The following is a 16,586-nucleotide window of genomic DNA, read 5'->3' as shown; positions in this document are numbered from 1 at the left end:
CGCCCGCAGTCGCAGCCCCCTGGGAGGCCACCGCCCACCTGCCTGCCCGCCGCCGGGCGAGCGACAGGGCGGCCAGCACCGCGCCCCAGGCCAGGGGGCCCGGCGCCGCGGCGCAGCCGGTACCCCGGCCCTCGGCCCGCACGGCGATGCCCGCCTCCGGGTCCCCGAAGCACTGGGTGGGCGGCAGGCCCCGCGGGTAGATGGAGCAGAAGCCAGCGGCGGAGCCCGGGTCGATGACGCGCTTGGCGGTCTCTCCCGGCGGCGCCGTCTGTTCCATGGTGGAGCCCGGCACGAACACGTGGTCCAGCCCCACCACGTGGCCAATCTCGTGCGTCATGGTGTTCTCCAGGTCCGTGGCCACGCAGTCCGTGCTGGGCTCGCCCGTGCACGGCGGGCCGTCCACCGTGGTGAAGAGGAAGGTGGCGCTGTTCAGCTCGATGTCCGAGTCCAGCACGCGGCCGTCGCGCAGGACGTAGGCGGACGAGGTCAGGCCGATGGTGGCGCTGCCATGCTGCCAGCACTCGTACGCGTTGCCGCAGCTCTCGTCGTCCCAGCACGCGTCGTCCGCGGGGACCACTTCGGAGCAGTCCCGCTCGCGGAAGGTGATGATGTTGTAGTTGTTGTAGCGCTGCTCATCGTTGTGGCCCACCTTCACCGGCAGCGTCCAGTCCTCGCCCCGGCGGAAGGCGTAGTCGCTGCACGTGGCGGACAGCGCCCGCCACGAGTCGAACGACTTCTCGATGGCGGCCACCTCGGTGTCGCCCGGCGTGCGCGCGCTGCCCCTCGCGTCCAGGTGGTAGACATAGTCACGCCCCGGCCACAGCAGACACACCGGATTCCCCCGCGACAGGGTGCGCCGGAAGGTCCACTCCACCGGCTCCTCGTCCTGCGCCAGCGCGGGGGTGGCGAGCAACACGGCCGCGAACGCCAGGAGCCCCTTCACCGGACACCTTCCTGGCGGCGGCGGCGCGACAGCCACAGCGCCCACGCGGCGAGCGCGGGCAGCGCGGCCAGCGAGCCCGCGGCGGCGCAGCCCGTGTCCGCCTGGGGCCCCAGCTCCGACTCCACCACCGGATGCAGGCAGGCCTGGCTGGGCGCGCCCTGGCGGTACACCGTGCAGACGAAGTCACGCGAGCCGCTGTCGATGGTGCGCTTGGACAGCTCGCCCGGCTGCGCGCTGGGGTTCATGGTGGAGCCCACCGCGTTCGTGTGGTCCAGGCCCACGAAGTGGCCAATCTCGTGCGTGGCCGTGTTCTGCACGTCCGTGGCCACGCAGTTGTTCGTCACCGGCGGGAAGCAGGTGCCGCCGCCGCTCGTGGTGGTGAAGTCGAAGCGCGCCGCGTTGAAGGAGATGTCCGAGTCGTAGATGATGCCCGAGCGCTCGTCGTACGTGGTGAGGGTGATGGCAATGGTGTTGTCATTGTCCTCCCAGCAGTCGTACGTGTTGGCGCACGTGTCTTCCGCCCAGCACGCGTCAGTCGAGTCCACCACCGCGCTGCAGTCGCGGTCGCGGAAGAGCACCAGGTTGCGGTTCCCCCCCTGCCGCGCGTAGCCCACCGTCCGGTCATTGACGCGGGGGCCCTCCTGCAGCGTGAGGTTGCCGCAGGCGGCGAAGATGTCCTGCCAGCTCTGGAAGGCGCGGCTCATCGCCTCGAACTCGGTCTCCCCGGGCGTGGCCGGGTTGCCGTAGGTGCTCTGGTGCCAGGTGACGCGCTCGGCCGTCCAGAAGAGGCACTGGGTGCGCGGGTCGCCCGCGTCCACGCGGCTGCGCACGTAGGGCGCGGTCGACGTCTGCGCCAGCGCCAGCGCCACCAGGAGGGAGGCGATGGACGTCACGGCTTCTGCTCCTTCGGCGCGAGCGCGGCGCGGATGGCCGCCTTCAACTCCTCGAGCGTCATCGTCCGGAGCGAGCTCGCGGTGGGCTTGCGGGTGACGGGGTCCAGCAGCAGCGCCTCCGACGGCTCCGGCACCGCCAGGGCCTTCTTGCCGTCACCTTCGCGCTTCACCTGGAACTTGCCCTGCGCCAGGGAGGACACGCGGAAGGCGCGCGCGCCGCGCTTCTCCAGGAAGACCACCACCTCCTCGCCGGTGCGGAAGGACGCGAGGCCGTGCACCACCTGGCCGATGTCCCCCACCTGACCGCCGGGCTGGGTGACGAGCACCGTGCTGCCCGGCTGCCCCTTCAGGGACTCCGTCACCTGGATTTCCACGTCGGTGACGATGCGCATCTTGTCGCCGCTCCAGCGGCTCTCCATCCGCCGGACGACACCGTGAACGACGGTGTCCGCGTCCTGGGCGAGCTCGGGCAGGTCCACCTTGAGCTGGGTGGTGGCGCCCGCCGGCAGGGTCCCCAGGAGGGCCGCCAGCATCCACGTGCGAAATACCTGACGAATCGACATACGCGTTCTCCCTGCCGTCAGCTTACCCCACCCCTCCCGGTCCGTCCGTACCGTCGTTGACCCCCCACCCTCTCCCTGCTAATCCGCGCGCCCGTATGCCCTCTGCTCCCCGCGTCCGCTTCGCTCCCTCGCCCACCGGCTATCTGCACATCGGTGGGGCCCGTACCGCGTTGATGAACTACCTGCAGGCGCGGCGCTACGGCGGCACCTTCATCCTGCGCATGGAGGACACCGACCAGGTCCGCTCCACGCCGGAGTCCGTGCAGGCCATCCTCGACGGCCTGAACTGGCTGGGCCTGGAGTGGGACGAGGGCCCGGGCAAGGAGGGCCCCCACGCCCCCTACTTCCAGACGCAGCGGCTGGACACCTACCGCGAGCACGCGGACCGGCTGCTCGCCGAGGGCAAGGCCTTCCGGTGCTACTGCACCCGCGAGGAGCTGGACGCGCAGCGCCAGGTCGCGGAGAAGGCCGGCGGCGCCTTCAAGTACCCGGGCACCTGCCGCGAGCTGAAGGCCCCGCCCCCGGGCAAGCGCGCCGAGGACGCCGTCATCCGCTTCAAGATGCCGTCGGGCGACGGCTCCGTCTCCTTCGACGACAAGGCGCTGGGGAAGATCACCAAGCCCTACTCGGACCTGGATGACTGGGTGATGCTGCGCGCGGACGGCATCCCCCTCTACAACTACGGCTGCGTCATCGACGACCACCTGATGGAGATCACCCTGGTCGCCCGCGGCCAGGAGCACGTCAACTCCACCTTCCCGCAGCTCATGCTGTACCAGGCGCTGGGCTGGCAGCCGCCGGAGTTCGCCCACCTGCCGCTCATCCTCGGCCCGGACCGCGAGAAGCTGTCCAAGCGCAAGCACCCCGAGGCGGACGTCATGCTGCACAAGCGCAACGGCATCATGCCGGAGGCGCTGCTCAACTTCGTCATCCGCCTGGGCTGGAGCCACGGCAACGACGAGGTCATCTCCCGCGAGCAGATGCTCCAGTGGTTCGACTTCTCCGACGTGGGCACCACCTCCGGTGTGTGGGACCCGAAGAAGCTGCTGTGGCTCAACCAGCAGTGGCTGAAGCTGCTCCCCGAGGCCACCGTCGCCGAGCGGCTGCTGCCCTTCCTGGAGGCCAAGGGCATCCAGGCCCGGGGTGACGCGCGCCTGGAGCCGCTGGTGCGCGCGCTGCGCGAGCGCTCCAACACGCTCGAGGAGATGGCCACCACCGCCGCCAACGTCTACTTCCGCTCCGGCATCACCCTGGACGAGAAGGCCGCCGCCAAGCACCTCACCGGTGACTCGCTGGGCCTGTTGCGCCAGGCGCGCGAGGCGCTCGCGGCCCTGCCCGAGTGGAAGGTGGAGCCGCTGGACGGCGTGGTGAAGACGGTGAGCGAGGCGGCCAGCGTGGGCATGGGCAAGGTGGCCCAGCCCATCCGCGTCGCCGTCACCGGCAACACCACCAGCCCGGGCATCGGCGAGACGCTGCTGCTCGTGGGGCGCGACGAGGCCCTGCGCCGCATCGACGCCGCGCTCGCCCGCGGCTGAACGTCAGGCCCACGAAGCGGTGGACGTCAGCGGATGTGGAACCTATCTTTCGGCCCCATGACGACGCGCACTCTTGACACCCCGAGTCGGCATTTCTATAAGGCGCGCCTGCTCGGGGCGGCGCTGGTGGCCCTCTGGGTGTCGGTGGCGGACGCCGAGGTGGTCAGCGGCGCGCAGCTCCCGGACGGCTCGCAGAAGGTCGGCGAGAACCGCTACCGGGCGCCACGCGACTTCGAGGGGACGCTCGAGTACTACCGTGCGGTGTACTCGACGTCGAGCTACCCTCGCCGGCAGATCGTCAACCAGCCGGGCGTCAAGGCAGTCCACATCAGCAATCCCTCGGGGAAGAACTTCGCGGGCTTGAACATTTACGAGGCGAACGACGAGGTTCGCATCTACATCGTCCCGGTCGAGCAGGCATCCAAGCCCGCGAAAAAGCCCGAGACGAAGCCGAGCAGGAAGAAGTAACCACCGCTTCGAAGTTGTTGCAGTCCTGAAGCGGTGTTGGTAGAGAAGCGCCGCAGTTTTTGGGGAATCGTCTAACGGCAGGACAGCAGACTCTGACTCTGCTTATCTAGGTTCGAATCCTAGTTCCCCAGCTCGCAGCACCCGGAAGTCCGAAGCAACCAGCTGATAAAAAGATGGTTGACGAGGACAGACGGAAAACGGTAGAAATCATCGGCAGTTAGCAGCGGTTGAAGCAAGAAACAAACGGCCCTGTCGTCTAGCGGTTAGGACGGTGCCCTCTCACGGCACAAACTCGGGTTCGAATCCCGGCAGGGTCACTGAGACGCCCACCTTCGGAAACGAAGGTGGGCGTTTCGCTTTGCGGGCTTCGGCGTCCCAGACGGACGGGCCGCGAGGCGGCTCACGGCTCGCCTCGCTCCCTCCCCTCTCGGTGACTGACGACAGTCCCTGCCCGGGCGCTTCAGGCCGGGGACACGGGGATGCTCTGGCGGAAGGTGGCGAGCGCGGCGGCGAGCCGGTCCTGCGCCCGCTCGACGCCCCGGCGCAGCAGCACCATCCGCACCTTCTCGGGCAGCGCGCTGGCGCCCTGGGTGCTGCCAAAGCCCACCAGCTCCATGCGCAGCGTAATCGCCTCCAGCAGGTCGCCCAGGTCCGCCTGGGGGCTGGCCAGCAGCAGCACATCCGGCGTCCGGCGCTGGAGCCGCTCGGCCAGCGTGCGCCACTGCGGGTCGCCCGTCTCCACGATGACGACGTCCACGGCGTCCAGCTCGGGGGCGTACGGCGGCACCTCGCGCGCGTCGAAGCCGTGCGCCTTCAGCACATTCACCGCCTCGGTGCTGCCCACCACCGCCACCCGGCCATTCAGGCCGATGCGCACGGCCTCCTCGTAGGCGCGCAGCTCCTCCTCCAGCGCCACGTGGGCGGGCTCGGGCGCGTCCTGGCCGGCGGCCAGCAGCACGGCGGCCTCGCGGGCCACCTCCCTCGCCTGCTCGCGCACCCGCATCCCCGAGGCCCGGCGCTCCAGGGCGGCGCGCACCTTCGCGCGCAGCACCCGCAAGTCATCGAAGGGCTTGAGGATGTAGTCGCTGGCGCCGGCGGCGAAGGCGGCGATGACGGACTCGGAGCTGGCGTAGGCGGTAATCATCAGCGCCTCCATGGAGGGCTGCAGCCGTCGCGCCTCGGCGATGAGCTCCACCCCGCCCATGCCGGGCAGGTTCTTGTCCGTCACCAGCACGTCGAAGCGCTGCTCCGCGAGCAGCGGCAGGGCTTCCTCGGCGCTCTGCGCCAGCGTCACCGCCAGGTCCGGCTCGCGCTCCAACAGGCGGGCGCAGATGTCCAGGACGACGGGCTCGTCATCCACCACCAGTACCGTCGAGGCGAGCGTTCCCCCCTCGCCACCCTCGCCGTCCCCGGTCTCGAACGGGAGATCCATGACGGCGGAGATTCTCACAGCTCTCTTCCAACCGCGAGGCTCGCCTGTCGGGGCCGCTATGCTGGCGGCGTGGCGAGCTTCGAAGACGCGCTGCTGGACAACCGTGTACCCGGACGGCTGGGGGACGTGAGGCTGCGCTATGACGGCGGCCGGCTGGTGGGCGAGTCCCTGCCTCCCCCCTGGGAGCGGCGGCTCCTGCCCGGACTGTGTGTGGGGGTGGCACTCGGCTGCACCGTGGGGGCGGCCCTGATGGTGGGCCTGGAGCGCGGGGCGGTGCCGGCCGCCTCCGTGGGGCTGGCCGTGCTCGCGGGGGCCCTCATCGCCCTGGCGCTGTGGCTGGAGTCCCGGCTGGGCCGGCGGCGCTTCGTGCTGCACTTCCGCTCGGAGTCACTCCGGGTGGAGCGGCTGGCGTGGACGCCCGGGGCCACCCGCGCGGAGCTGGTGCCCTTCGACGCCGTGAAGGCCGTGCACGTGGTGGAGCGCCCCGGCCCCCGCTACGCGCTGGTGGTGGAGTACGCCCTGGAGGAGGACGGCCCATCGCGCCGCGCGGTGCTGGTGGAGAACGTGCGCCCCGCCGAGGGCGAGACGCTGCACCGCGTGTGGCGCATGTTGAGCAACGCCTTCGGGCTCAGGGGTGCGGGGCTCGCCGGAGGGTGATTTCGATTTCCGTGCCCTCGCCGGGCGTGGAGGACAGCCGCAGCGTCCCGCCGAACTGCGTCACCAGCTCCTTGCAGATGGACAGGCCCAGGCCGGTGCCCACGCCCACCGGCTTGGTGGTGAAGAGCGGCTGGAAGACGCGGTCCTGCAGCTCCAGGGGAATGCCGCAGCCGTTGTCCGCCACGGTGAGCACCACGTCGTCCGGGCGCACCGTCCACCGCACTTCAATCAGGCCCTGCCGGCCCGTGCCCCCCATGGCCTGCGACGCGTTGACGATGAGGTTGAGCACCACCTGGCACAGCTTCACCGGACCGAAGGTGACACGCACCGCGTCGCCGTTGCTCGTCAGCCGCGCCCGGTCTCGCACCTCGGCGCGCGCCAGCTTCACCGCGAAGGACACCACCTCGGCCACGTCCGCGGTGGCCTCCAGGTCCTCGCCTCGCGCCTGCGCGCGCAGCCCCAGCGCCACCTGCCGCAGGTGGTCGGCGCCGTCCGACAAGTCCTTGATGAGCGCGGGCAGGTCCTCAATCGTCTCCGCCACCAGCGGGTTCGGGTCCGTCTGCAGGTGGCGCGACACGTACTGGATGACGCCGGCCAGGTCGCGCTGCAGCGACACCACGTTCTGCGAGAGGTAGCCCACCGGCCCCATCAGCTCGTGGGCGATGCCCGCCGTCACCTGTCCCAGCGTCGCCAGGCGCTCGGACTTCATCATCCGCCCTTCCACCTCGCGGATGCGCAGCTCCAGCCGGGCAATCTTCAGCGCGTCGTCCAGCGCCGCCTGCAGCTCCGCGCGGTCCCACGGCTTGACGAAGTAGCGCGTCACCTGGCCGCGGTTCACCGCGTCGATGACGGCCTGCATGTCCGCGTACGCCGTCACCAGCATGCGCTTGGCGTCCGGCGCAATCGTGCGCGCGCGCTCCAGCAGCTCCACGCCCGTCATGCCCGGCATGCGCTGGTCGGAGAGGATGACGCCAATCTCGCCCCGGCGCTGCTCCAGGAGCGCCAGCGCCTCGTTGGGAGACGCGCTGCGGAAGATGCGGAAGCGCTGTCCGAAGTTCGCGTCGAAGACCCGCAGGTTCAGGGCGTCATCATCGACGTAGAGCACCGCGGGGAGTTCAGACGGGTTCATGACGCTCCTCCTGGCCAGGGTGTCCCGAAGGGGGCCAGGCTGGTAGGGCCTAGGATAGCGCCTCCTCCCGCTTCCATTCTCCGGGTGCGGCGCGCCCCCAGCATACGAGGAGAGCCTGACACGTCACATCCCCCCTCCCCTCCCAGCCGGAGCGGATCACGAGGAAACCCCGTAGTGACTGCGAAGGCAGCAGCACTCGCGGGAATTACGAGGCTGTCAGTGCCGCGCGTGACGCGAGCGCTCAGCGGCCGTCTTCCAGGGCCACGGCGACTGCATCCAGGGAGGCGAAACGACCCCGGGGGAGGCCACCCAGCAGCGAGAGCACGACGGGGGGCGCCTCGTTCTCCCGGGCCACCCACGTCAGCTCCTCGGCGGTGAGGGGGAACACCGCACCCAGGAGGGCCTCGTGCAGGGACTGCGCAAGGGGCAGTGGCTGACCCACCCGGGATTCCAACTCCGACACACCCTGGGCAAGCCGTTCGCGTGTCATGTCGTCGTTCATTGGGACGAAGTTAAGCAGCGAACCGGCTCGGCTGCCGTCCTTTTTCGTCATGCCCGCCCAGCAAGCGTGGGAGCGAGCCGTACCGCCTGCTCGCGGGTGGCCAGCCGGCGGGAGGCGTCCCACCGTTACCGCCACGGAAGCAAGCCGCAATCCATTCCAGTGAGGGAGGACAGCGCCATGGCGAAGAGGGACGAGAAGGAGCAGCAGAAGCGCGACGCGGGCGGCGAGACGGGCTACGCCGAGGACATCAAGCACGTGCAGGCCACGCGGCCGGACCCGTGGCCCGGCATCGAGGGCCGCTCCAAGGGCGAGGAGGATGACCTTCCCACGGGCACCCCGCGCGAGGAGCAGGCGGACGTGACGCAGGCCCAGCGCCAGCTCGAGAAGGACATGGACGGAGTGATGGAGGAGCCGACGCGCGAGTAGCGCGCCGGCCCCTTCCGGCCCGCCTCCGTGTGCCCTCTTGGAAGAGGGAACACGGGGGCGGAAGGCACGGCCTAGAAGAGCAGCCGCGTGGGGTGCTCGAGCAGGCCGCGCAGCTCGCGCAGGAACTCCGCGCCGATGGCGCCGTCGATGACGCGGTGGTCACACGACAGCGTGGCCGTCATCATCTTGCGCACCGCGAGCTGCCCGTTGATGACCACCGCCTTGTCGGCCACCGCGCCCACCGCGAGGATGGATGCCTGCGGCGGGTTGATGACGGCGACGAACTGGTCGATGCCGTACATGCCCAGGTTGCTGACGGTGATGGAGCCGCCCGTGTACTCGTCCGGCTTGAGGGCCCGCTTGCGGGCGCGCTCGGCCAGCTCGCGCACCTCGGTGGAGATGGCCTGCAGCCCCTTCTGGTCCGCGTCCTTGAGGATGGGGGTGATGAGCCCCTCCTCCAGCGCCACCGCGATGCCCACGTCCACGGTGCTGTACTGGACGACGTGGTCACCCTGCAGCGAGACGTTGATCTTCGGGTAGCGGCGCACCGCCATGGCCACGGCCTTCACGATGAGGTCGTTGACGGAGACCTTGAGGTCCATCGCCTTGGCCTCTTCGCGGACCTTCACCGCGGCGTCCATGTCCACCTCGATGGTGAGGTAGAAGTGCGGCACGCCGGGCTTCACCTCGGTCATCCGCTGCGCGATGACCTTGCGCATGGACGTGAGGGGCACCACCTGCGGCTCGGGCCGGACGCCCGCGGCCGGACGCGCACCGGGCGCCGGGGCCTTCTTCGCCGCCGGAGCCGAGACGCCCTTCGTCAGCGCCTCCTCGATGTCGCGCTTCACGATGCGGCCGGACGGACCGGAGCCGCGCACCTGGTTGATGTCCAGGCCGCGCTCGCGGGCAATCTTCTTCGCCAGCGGGCTGGCGCGCAGCCGGCGCCCTCCCGCCGCGGCGGGCTCCTCGCGGCGCAGCGGCACCACCTGGCCACCGCCCGAGGCCTGAGCCGGGGCGGAAGGAGCAGGAGCGGCCGGGGCCGGAGCAGCCGGAGCGGGGGCTGGAGCCGCGGCCGCGGCCTTGCCACCCTTGGCGGTGAGGTACGCGATGGGCGCGCCCACCTCGGCCGTCTGGTTCTCTCCGACGACAATCTCGGCGAGGGTGCCGTCGTCGTAGGCTTCAATCTCGAGGTTGGACTTGTCCGTCTCCAGCTCGGCGATGGCATCGCCGGAGGAGACCTTGTCGCCCACCTTCTTGAGCCACTTGACGATCTTCCCCTCCTTCATCGTGGGGGAGAGCGACGGCATGGCCACGGCGATGCGGCCACCGCCGCCACCACCGGCCGCGGGCGCGGCGGGAGGCGGAGCAGCAGCGGGCTTCGCGGCGGGGGCCGGAGGCGGCGGAGGCTTCGCGGCGGAGGGGGCCTCGGCGGGCTTCGCGGCGGACTTGCCGGCGTCCACCTTCTCGCCCTTGGCGCCGAGGAACGCGATGGGCGCGCCCACGGCGGCCATCTGGTCCTCGCCCACGACAATCTGGAGCAGGTAGCCGTCGTCGAAGGCTTCAATCTCGAGGTTGGACTTGTCCGTCTCCACCTCGGCGACTGCTTCACCGGAGGAGACCTTGTCGCCCACCTTCTTGAGCCACTTGACGATCTTCCCCTCCTTCATGGTCGGGGAAAGGCTGGGCATCTGGATGGGAGTGGCCATACGGGTTCAGGCTCCCTCGCGGTAGAGCACCTTCTTCACCGCCGCGATGATCTTGGGCGCGTCCGGCTGGGTCGCGTTCTCCAGGTTCGCCGCGTAGGACATGTTCACGTCGAGCCCCGTCACGCGCTCCACCGGCGCGTCCAGGTCGTCGAACGCCTTCGACTGGATGATGTCCACCACCGAGGCGCCGACACCCGCCAGGGCCCAGCCCTCCTCGACGATGACCACGCGGTTGGTCTTCCGCACGCTGGCGAGGATGGCCTCCTCGTCCAGCGGCCTCAGCGTGCGCAGGTCCAGCACCTCCGCGGAGATGCCCTCCTTCGCCAGCTGCTCGGCCGCCTCCATGCAGAAGTAGTACATGCGCGACCAGGTGATGATGGTGACGTCCGTGCCCTCACGCTTCACGTCCGCCTTGCCGATGGGCACCACGTGCTCGCCCTCGGGCACCTCGCCCTTGAGCGCGTAGAGCCGCTCGCCCTCGAACATGATGACGGGGTTCTCGTCCCGGATGGCCGACTTGAGCAGGCCCTTGGCGTCCGCCGGGGTGGCCGGGGCAATCACCTTCAGGCCCGGGAAGTGGGCGTAGTTGGCCTCCAGCGCCTGGCTGTGCTGGCTGGACAGGCGGCCGCCCGCGCCACCGGGGCCACGGAAGACAATCGGGCAGCGCAGCTGGCCGCCGGACATGTGCCGCAGCTTGGCCGCGTTGTTGACGATCTGGTCCATCGCGAGAATCGCGAAGTTCCAGGTCATCATCTCCACCACGGGACGCAGGCCCACCATGGCCGCGCCCACGCTCATGCCGGCGAAGCCCAGCTCGGAGATGGGCGCGTCGATGATGCGCGCGCTCCCGAACCGGTCCAGCAGTCCCTGCGACACCTTGAAGGCGCCGTTGTAGCGGCCCACTTCCTCGCCAATCAGGAAGACGTTGGCGTCGCGCTCCATCTCCTCGGCGAGCGCCTGGTTCAGCGCCTCGCGGTACATCAACTCGGGCATCGTCAGCTCCGAAGGGAAATCAAAAAAGGGTTGGGTTCCAGGGCGACGGAGCGCTAGCGGCTCAGGCCCGCCTTCTTGTCAGCCTGCTCGGCCTGCTCGCGGGGCTCGAGGTCCCACGTCACCTTCAGCTCCTGGCCGCTCGGGTACTTCGGCCAGTTGGTCACCTTCATGCCCAGCACGCGCTCGCGCGGGCGCACGTCCTCCTCGCCCTCCGCGACGATGGTGTCGCGCCACAGCTCGTCGAGGCTGGGCTCCGGGGACTCGTCCGCGAACTTCACCGCGGCGTCCACCTGCGCCTTCACTTCCTCCTCGATGGCGTCGAACTGCGCGTCCTCGGCCAGCTTCTGCTTGAGGGCGTAGTCGCGCAGCTTGGGGATGGGGTCGTTCTTCCGCTCCTCCTCCACCTCCTGCTTGGTGCGGTAGTTGGCGGGGTCCGCCATGGAGTGGCCGCGGAAGCGGTAGGTGTTGGCCTCGAGCAGCACGGGGCCCTTGCCCGCGCGGCAGTACGCGGCGGCGTCCTTCACCGCCTCGTACATCTTCAGGCAGTCCATGCCGTCCACCGGCTCGCCGCGCATGCCGTAGGCGGCGGCGCGCTTGTAGATTTCGGGCACCGCGGAGGTGCGCGAGATGGCCGTGCCCATGCCGTAGCGGTTGTTCTCGCAGATGTAGATGACCGGCAGCTTCCACTTGGACGCCATGTTGAACGTCTCGTGGAAGGCGCCCTGGTTGGCGGCCGCGTCGCCGAAGTAGCACACCGTGACGCGGTCCTCGTTCCGGTAGCGGCTGGCGAAGGCCATGCCCGCGGCGAGCGGAATCTGCCCGCCGACGATGCCGTAGCCGCCGTAGAAGTGGTGCTCGATGTCGAAGATGTGCATCGAGCCGCCCTTGCCCTTGCTGTAGCCGGTGCCGCGGCCGAACAGCTCCGCCATCACCATGCCCGCGTCGCTGCCACGGGCCAGCGGCTGGCCGTGGTCGCGGTACGCGCTCAGCATGTAGTCATCCGGACGGATGGCCTCGTTGGGGCCCACCGCCACGGCCTCCTGGCCGATGTAGAGGTGGCAGAAACCGGCAATCTTCCCCAGCGTGTACTGCTGACCCGCACGCTCCTCGAAGCGGCGGATGAGGTACATCTTCCGGTACATCGTCAACAGCAGTTCCTTCGAGTACGGGCTGGCCACCGCGGGATGCCTCCATGCAGGCCGCCCCGTCATCCCCGGGGCGGCGAATGCCGTGCGCCTCATAGCGCGCGGCTGTGGGACTTCAAAGCGTTACAAACCATTCCTCGCCGCGACTGTCTTTCAGGCGCGGTGCGTCACGAATCCAGTGCGAAGTGCGGGACGGAAATGACGCCGTCCAGCAGCTCCACCGGCCGGCCCGAGTGGTCCGTGGCCAGGTGGATGACGGTGGCGTCTGGAAACTTCCGCCGGTAGTCGTTGGCGTGGGTGGGCTCGTTGTCGAAGGCGGCCACCACGGTGCCCAGCCGGCCCAGCCTCGCGTGGGCGTCGCGCTTGAAGGCGTCATCGTCCTCCTGGAGGGTGGGCTTCATGAAGAGGTGCACCTGCTTCTCGTCGGGGAGCGCCAGGCCGTGCCTCTCCATGCAGGAGACGGAGCCCGCCCGCATGCCCTCGTGCCGGCCGGTGACGTAGACGAGCAGCGCCCCGGTGGCCACCACGGCGTGGGTGAAGGGGGCGGCGCCGTCGATGGCGATGTCGTCCACGCAGTAGTCGCTGGTGAAGAAGCGCTCCACCCAGAAGCGGCGGGCCTCGGGGAAGTGGGCTTCAATCTGCGCGTCGTCCAGGCCGCAGGCCTTCATGGCCTCCTTCATGTCCCAGCCGGTGTTCCAGTGGTGGGGCTCGCAGGTGGACAGGGCGGCCAGCGAGCGCGCGGCGCCATACTCGCGGAGGATGCGGGCCTGCCGGGGGCGGTTGTCGAAGAGGGTGGAGTCGAGGTCGAACGCCAGCACCGCCCGGGGACCGAGCGAGCGGGCCCTCGTGAGGATGCCGCGCAGGGTGTCTCGCCAGTCGTCGCGGACGCGCTTCTTGAAGTCGTCGTAGGCCATGAGCGCGGGGGAGATTACCCGCGCCCGCGCGACGGCGCCGCCGAAACCGTGCCCCTCAGGCGGCCGACCGCCAGGGCACGTTGCCAGGGGGCGTGCTCGGCGACGGCTCGGAGAAGCGCTGCATGCGCTGGATGCCATTGCGGTCCAGCACCAGTCTGACGAACTGCGTCGTCTCCTCGCGGCGGTCCGTCTCCTCCTCCTCCACGGTGAAGCGGAAGACGACGTCCACCGGGTAGCGCTTGGCGCCGCGGATGTGGCCCACGGACAGGTCCGCCAGGTCCACGTACTCCAGCGCCAGCTCCGGCTCGTCCATGTCGCGCAGGAAGCGGCCCACGTTCAGCCGGAGGATGTCCGTCACCCCGGACAGGCCCCGCTCCGAGCGCGGCAACAGGCGCGCGTCCAGGTCGATGCGCTTGCGGTAGCGGATGACCGTCTCCGTCAATTCACCCTGGGTGGCGGTGAGGAAGTCGTCGCGGTGGCGCAGCGCCGCGACGGACTCGGGCACCTTCACGGCGGAGCCGTAGTCCACCCGCTCCTCGCACGTGCCGATGGCGCGCCCCGTCACCGGGTCCACCAGGTCCGCCGTCCGGTCCGCCAGGTGCGTGGCGGCCACGCGGCTGAGCATCCGCCGCAGGCCCTCCTTGATGCGGTCCTTCACCATGTAGCCGACGACGAGGATGAGGAAGAAGTTGAGGCTCGCCTGGGCGAACCGCGCCTGCGCCCAGAAGGCCACCGCGGTGGCGAACGTCATCGCCACGCCCGCCGCCATCGCGAAGAGCACCTCCTCGAAGCCCTGCCGCTTCTGCTTCCGCTTCGACGACAGGAACAGCACGTTCATGCAGAACTTCTTCAGGAAGCCCAGCCGCTGCAGGTACTCCTCGTTGTCCCCGGTGGGGCTCAGCACGCTGCGCAGCTGGTGCTCCTTGCGGTAGGCCTCCTCGCGCAGCACCGCCTCCATCAACCCCTTGCGCAGGCCCATCCACGGCTCCTCGCGCGGCAGCGCCTTCATGTCCGCCACCGCCCGCCGGAAGCCGCCCTCCACCAGGAGGCTGACGTACTCGTCCACCAGGCGCAGCGCCGCCCGCGGGCGCTCCTGCAGCCCCAGCTCCCCCACCGCGCGCAGCCACCGGCGGAAGCGCTCCAGCACCTCCGTCACCCCGGCCTGCATGGCCCGCACGTCCGCCTCCAGCACCGCGCACGCGTCCTGGGGCACCGGAACCTTGCCCTCGCACCGGGACTCCACGCCCACCGCGAAGCGGCGCAGCGCCCCGCGCAGCACGCAGGACAGGAGCTTCGCCTGGTAGACGATGTCCCGCTCCGGCCCCAGCCCCGTGCGCAGCCACGACTCCAGCTTCACCAGCGGAGACGCGTCCGACGTGAGCAGCTCCGCCACCCCCATCACCGGCGTCTTGAAGCGCACGTAGTTGTGGATGTCCGCGTAGAAGTCCGCGCGCGGGTACGTCTCCGCGTCGATGTTCAGGCTTCCCGGCAGGAAGAGGTACGCATCCACGAGGTAGCGCGTCTCGTCCGCCCCGGAGGGCTGGTACTCGAGCTTGATTTCGAACTGCTTCCGGTCGTGGACCTCGAAGCGGCTCTGCAGGGATGCGGGGGCCTGGGACACACCCGCACTCTACGTTACCTGTCTGTCACGCGGGAGTGACCCCGCCGTGACATGGGCCCATCCTGTCCGGGACTGGGCGGGACGGGCCCTTGGAACACAGAACGGTTGCCCCCGGGGACGGGGTGGGCTCAGCCCCCCGTGCCCGTGCGGGAGGCCTGGGAGGGCGCGGCGGAGGGCACCGCGGCCACGGGCACCGGCGTGGACTTCGGCTGGGGCCTGGCGTTCCACACCCGGGTGGCCAGGAGCAGGCCCGCGAAGGACAGCGGCAGCATGGCCAGCGGCCAGTTGCCCCAGTTGGACGGGCTCTTCGCCAGCTCGCCCGCGGGAAGGATGGAGCCCAGCAGAATCGACTGGAGGGCGGTGCCCGCGTACACGGCGCCGTCGATGATGCCCACCGCGAGGCCCGCGTTCTTCTTGCCGCCGAAGTCCATGCTCGCCGTGCCGGACAGCATGCCGTGCACGCCGATGACGCACAGGGACATGAAGATGACCGTCCAGCCCAGCGCCACGCTGTTGAGCAGGAACAGGGTGGCCACCGCGCCCACGGACATGCCCGCGTAGAGCACGAAGGACACGGGCCCGCGGCGCGAGTCGAAGATGCGGTCGCTGATGACGCCGGCGAACATGCCGCCGGTGATGCCCGCCACGCACAGCAGCATGCCCCAGTTGGCCGCGACGAAGGACTCACCGATGCCGGTGGACTTCGCGAACTTGGGGTACCACTGCATGATGGCGTTGCGCATGAAGCCGCTGCAGAACTCGATGCAGAGGATGACGATGATGGTGGGGTTCGTAATCATCCGCTTGAACACCGCCATCACCCCCAGCTGAGGCCCGGTGTCCCCCGAGGACGCGTCCGCGGTGTCGAAGTCCGGGTGGCCCGCGTGGCTCGGCGTGTCGCGGATGACGAAGTAGTCCAGCACCACGAAGGCCGCGAGGATGGCGGCCGGCACGAAGAAGGCCCAGTACGTGGGCGCCGCCTTCACGATGATGCGGCTCCAGTCGTACGCGAAGTAGACGCCCAGCGAGATGAGGATGCCGAACACGCCGCCCAGCAGGCCGCGCTCGCGCACGTGGAACCACGCCGCGTTCACCTTGACGATGGAGACCGCGCCGAAGCTCTGGAAGTACATGTTGACGGCGTAGAGGAACGACAGCGTCGCCACGAGGCCGCCCGGCGGCTGCCAGTCGCTCGTCAGCACCGCGTACACCACGCCGCCCATGGCGATGTTGGCCACGGACGAGCCGGCCGCCGACATGAGGATGGTCTTCCGCCCTCCGAGCTTGTCCGTCAGCGGGCCATTGAGGAGGAAGGCGAAGCCGTAGACCAGCGTGCCCCAGAAGAAGATGGTGCCGAAGTCCGCGTTGGTGGTGCGGCCGCCCAGCGCGCTGGTGGCCACGTTGACGTTGTAGCGCCCCATGTAGAGGAACGCGTACGTCATGCCCAGCGGGAACCAGTTGAAGAACCGGCGCCGGCGGAAGGCGTCCGTGTGCCCCAGCTCCACCTTGGGCAGGCGCGCCAGGACGAGGGCGATGGCCCCCAGCAGGATGAGGATGGGCAGCAGCTGGGCCAGCCAGGGGGGCAGCGACGACATGCAGCGACCTCAATGGTGGGTGACGGAAGGGACGCCGCGCACCCTACCCCGCCGCGCGGCCCGG

The 16,586-nt window shown here is 69.9% G+C and carries 15 protein-coding genes, 2 tRNA genes and 1 pseudogene; 6 read left to right on the top strand and 12 right to left on the bottom strand.

Annotated features, from left to right (window positions below):
- The 3 genes from HG543_RS20985 to HG543_RS20975 all read right to left on the bottom strand — a co-directional run.
- The coding region (locus HG543_RS20985; RefSeq protein ID WP_343073406.1) for a myxosortase-dependent metalloprotease, MXAN_2677/MXAN_2678 family at window positions 1-943 on the bottom strand (943 nt) is incomplete at its 3' end.
- Complete coding sequence (locus HG543_RS20980) at window positions 940-1,836, bottom strand: myxosortase-dependent metalloprotease, MXAN_2677/MXAN_2678 family (RefSeq protein WP_169346588.1); 897 nt, start codon at window positions 1,834-1,836, stop codon at window positions 940-942. The genes HG543_RS20980 and HG543_RS20985, both read right to left, overlap by 4 nt.
- Complete coding sequence (locus tag HG543_RS20975) at window positions 1,833-2,399, bottom strand: hypothetical protein (protein ID WP_169346587.1); 567 nt, start codon at window positions 2,397-2,399, stop codon at window positions 1,833-1,835. Before HG543_RS20975 ends, HG543_RS20980 begins: the two co-directional genes overlap by 4 nt.
- Before the next feature lie 95 nt (window positions 2,400-2,494).
- Here HG543_RS20975 and gltX point away from each other — a divergent pair, with 95 nt between their 5' ends.
- From gltX to HG543_RS20955, 4 genes are all read left to right on the top strand, one after another.
- Window positions 2,495-3,934, top strand: a complete 1,440-nt coding sequence (gltX, locus tag HG543_RS20970) for a glutamate--tRNA ligase (RefSeq protein WP_169346586.1) — start codon at window positions 2,495-2,497, stop codon at window positions 3,932-3,934.
- Between the two features lie 57 nt (window positions 3,935-3,991).
- The gene (locus HG543_RS20965; RefSeq protein ID WP_169346595.1) at window positions 3,992-4,402 is read left to right on the top strand and encodes a hypothetical protein; all 411 of its coding nucleotides are present in this window, start codon (window positions 3,992-3,994) and stop codon (window positions 4,400-4,402) included.
- 60 nt (window positions 4,403-4,462) lie between these two features.
- Window positions 4,463-4,533 (top strand) — tRNA-Gln (locus HG543_RS20960).
- A gap of 114 nt (window positions 4,534-4,647) precedes the next feature.
- Window positions 4,648-4,719: transfer RNA gene (locus HG543_RS20955), tRNA-Glu, on the top strand.
- A gap of 143 nt (window positions 4,720-4,862) precedes the next feature.
- Here HG543_RS20955 and HG543_RS20950 read toward each other — a convergent pair.
- A complete protein-coding gene (locus tag HG543_RS20950) occupies window positions 4,863-5,834 on the bottom strand; it encodes a response regulator (RefSeq protein WP_171817815.1) in 972 nt (323 codons plus the stop codon).
- Window positions 5,835-5,903: 69 nt separating this feature from the next.
- Here HG543_RS20950 and HG543_RS20945 point away from each other — a divergent pair, with 69 nt between their 5' ends.
- Window positions 5,904-6,491, top strand: coding sequence for a hypothetical protein (locus HG543_RS20945; RefSeq protein WP_169346584.1), 588 nt, complete (start codon window positions 5,904-5,906; stop codon window positions 6,489-6,491).
- On the opposite strand, the gene HG543_RS20940 is transcribed toward HG543_RS20945, so the two are convergent.
- Together HG543_RS20940 and HG543_RS20935 are read right to left on the bottom strand one after the other, a co-directional pair.
- Complete coding sequence (locus HG543_RS20940) at window positions 6,463-7,620, bottom strand: sensor histidine kinase (RefSeq protein ID WP_169346583.1); 1,158 nt, start codon at window positions 7,618-7,620, stop codon at window positions 6,463-6,465. The two genes, HG543_RS20945 and HG543_RS20940, sit on opposite strands and share 29 nt — an antisense overlap.
- A 241-nt stretch (window positions 7,621-7,861) precedes the next feature.
- Window positions 7,862-8,110 (bottom strand): DUF2795 domain-containing protein, encoded by a 249-nt coding sequence (locus HG543_RS20935; protein WP_169346582.1) that lies wholly within the window; start codon window positions 8,108-8,110, stop codon window positions 7,862-7,864.
- Between the two features lie 189 nt (window positions 8,111-8,299).
- On the opposite strand from HG543_RS20935, the gene HG543_RS20930 reads away from it, so the two are divergent.
- Entirely contained in the window at window positions 8,300-8,548 is a 249-nt protein-coding gene (locus HG543_RS20930; RefSeq protein WP_169346581.1) for a hypothetical protein, read from the top strand.
- Between the two features lie 71 nt (window positions 8,549-8,619).
- On the opposite strand, the gene HG543_RS20925 is transcribed toward HG543_RS20930, so the two are convergent.
- From HG543_RS20925 to HG543_RS20900, 6 genes and pseudogenes are all read right to left on the bottom strand, one after another.
- Window positions 8,620-10,254: a pyruvate dehydrogenase complex dihydrolipoamide acetyltransferase gene (locus tag HG543_RS20925; RefSeq protein ID WP_169346580.1), complete on the bottom strand. Its 1,635-nt coding sequence runs from the start codon at window positions 10,252-10,254 to the stop codon at window positions 8,620-8,622.
- Window positions 10,255-10,260: 6 nt separating this feature from the next.
- A pseudogene (locus HG543_RS20920) lies at window positions 10,261-11,256 on the bottom strand (pyruvate dehydrogenase complex E1 component subunit beta); the annotation flags it as partial.
- Between the two features lie 44 nt (window positions 11,257-11,300).
- On the bottom strand, window positions 11,301-12,425 hold the full coding sequence (pdhA, locus tag HG543_RS20915) for a pyruvate dehydrogenase (acetyl-transferring) E1 component subunit alpha (RefSeq protein ID WP_171817817.1): 1,125 nt from the start codon (window positions 12,423-12,425) through the stop codon (window positions 11,301-11,303).
- Window positions 12,426-12,559: 134 nt separating this feature from the next.
- A complete protein-coding gene (locus tag HG543_RS20910) occupies window positions 12,560-13,306 on the bottom strand; it encodes an HAD family hydrolase (RefSeq protein ID WP_169346578.1) in 747 nt (248 codons plus the stop codon).
- Window positions 13,307-13,361: 55 nt separating this feature from the next.
- Window positions 13,362-14,927: a hypothetical protein gene (locus tag HG543_RS20905; protein WP_169346577.1), complete on the bottom strand. Its 1,566-nt coding sequence runs from the start codon at window positions 14,925-14,927 to the stop codon at window positions 13,362-13,364.
- Between the two features lie 128 nt (window positions 14,928-15,055).
- Window positions 15,056-16,522 carry an MFS transporter gene (locus tag HG543_RS20900; protein ID WP_169346576.1) on the bottom strand — a complete coding sequence of 489 codons (1,467 nt, stop codon included), beginning with the start codon at window positions 16,520-16,522 and terminating at the stop codon, window positions 15,056-15,058.
- Between the last annotated feature and the right edge of the window lie 64 nt (window positions 16,523-16,586).

Source organism: Pyxidicoccus fallax (assembly GCF_012933655.1).
GTDB lineage: Bacteria > Myxococcota > Myxococcia > Myxococcales > Myxococcaceae > Myxococcus > Myxococcus fallax.
This window is presented reverse-complemented; position numbering and strand designations above follow the sequence as displayed.